At 73.0% G+C, this 1,579-nt stretch carries 1 protein-coding gene; it reads left to right on the plus strand.

Features of this window, described 5'->3' with window-relative positions; all coding sequences use genetic code 11:
* Nucleotides 1–260: 260 nt before the first annotated feature.
* Nucleotides 261–1,436, plus strand: a complete 1,176-nt coding sequence (locus HLK59_RS49910) for an NADH:flavin oxidoreductase (protein WP_171148315.1) — start codon at nucleotides 261–263, stop codon at nucleotides 1,434–1,436.
* Nucleotides 1,437–1,579: the final 143 nt, after the last annotated feature.

The raw sequence follows: 1,579 nt of genomic DNA on the forward strand, positions 1-1,579 counted from the left end.
CCTGAAGGGCGCCGGCCTCAGAGGCCGGGGGGGGTGGGTTGCGCAGGCCTCCGGGGGGTGAGGGGGGGGGGGGGGGGGGGGCGGAGCCCCCTGGGAGCGGGGGCGAAGGGGGGGCAGCCCCTGGGGAGGGGAACGGGTAAGGGCGGCGGGGGCGAGGAAAAGGTCTGCTCTCACGCAGGGCGCGTGTCGGGGATCACAGGGTTCACGGAATGGCCGCGGCGGGCGGGGTGGTTGACTGCTACATGCGTATGTCCATGCGCATGCACATACCGACCGGTACCGGTGCCGGACGGACCGTCCCCGAGGAGTGCCCCCACGTGACCGCCCCCGCCTCCCGCGCCGCCGAAGTCCTCTCGCGGCCGATCACGATCAACGGCCTGACCGTCCCGAACCGCATCGCCATGGCGCCGATGACGCGCATGTTCTCCCCGGACGGCATCCCGGGCGCGGACGTCGCGTCGTACTACTCGCGCCGCGCCGCCGCGGGCGTCGGCCTGATCGTCACCGAGGGCACCTACGTCGGCCACGACTCGGCGGGCGAGAGCACCCGCGTCCCGCGCTTCCACGGCGAGGAGCAGCTCGCCGGCTGGGCGAAGGTCGCCGCCGACGTGCACGCGGCCGGCGGCACCATCGTCCCGCAGCTCTGGCACATCGGCATGACCCGCACCCCGGGCAAGGGCCCCGTCGCGGACGCCCCCGCGGTCGGCCCTTCCGGTCTGCGTCCCGGCGCCGACGAGCCCACCGGCGAGACGATGACCCAGCGCGACCTGGACGACGTCATCGGCGCCTTCGCCGAGGCCGCGGCCGCCGCCGAGCGCATCGGCTTCGACGGCGTGGAGATCCACGGCGCCCACGGTTACCTCGTCGACCAGTTCCTGTGGGAGGGCACGAACCGGCGTACGGACGCGTACGGCGGTGACGCGGTCGCCCGTACCAAGTTCGCGGCGGAGATCGTGGCCGCCGTACGCGAGACGGTGTCGGCGGACTTCCCGATCATCTTCCGTTACTCGCAGTGGAAGCAGGAGGCCTACCGCGCCCGGCTCGCCGAGACCCCGGAGGAGCTGGAGGCCATCCTGACGCCGCTCGCTGCCGCCGGTGTCGACGCCTTCCACGCCTCCACCCGCCGCTACTGGCTCCCCGAGTTCGAGGACTCCGACCTCAACCTCGCCGGCTGGACCAAGAAGCTCACCGGCAAGCAGGTCATCACGGTCGGCTCGGTCGGTCTCGACGGTGACTTCCTCAAGGGCTTCGTGGGCGAGGGCTCCCCGCTCCGGGGCATCGACGACCTCCTCGACGGCCTGGAGCGCGAGGAGTACGACCTCGTCGCCGTCGGCCGCGCGCTGCTCCAGGACCCGGAGTGGGCGGCGAAGGTGCTGGCGGGCCGTACGGAGGAGCTGCGGCCGTACGACGCGGTCGCGCTGCGCTCGCTCAGCTGACTCCGCTGCGGACCGGTGGGGGTACACGCCCCGGGGGCTGCGCCCCCAGACCCCCATCGGCCCGAAGGGCCTCGTCCTCAAACGCCGGACGGGCTGAAATCGTGCTGTGACTTCTCCACATCCTCCGCTGCCACGCAAGAGGA

The organism is Streptomyces sp. S3(2020), from assembly GCF_013044505.1.
Classification (GTDB): Bacteria; Actinomycetota; Actinomycetes; order Streptomycetales; family Streptomycetaceae; genus Streptomyces.

Bases quoted from the DNA above. Each gene is read 5' to 3' on its own strand.
- HLK59_RS49910 (WP_171148315.1), top strand. From the start codon at position 261: ATGCACATACCGACCGGTACCGGTGCCGGACGGACCGTCCCCGAGGAG.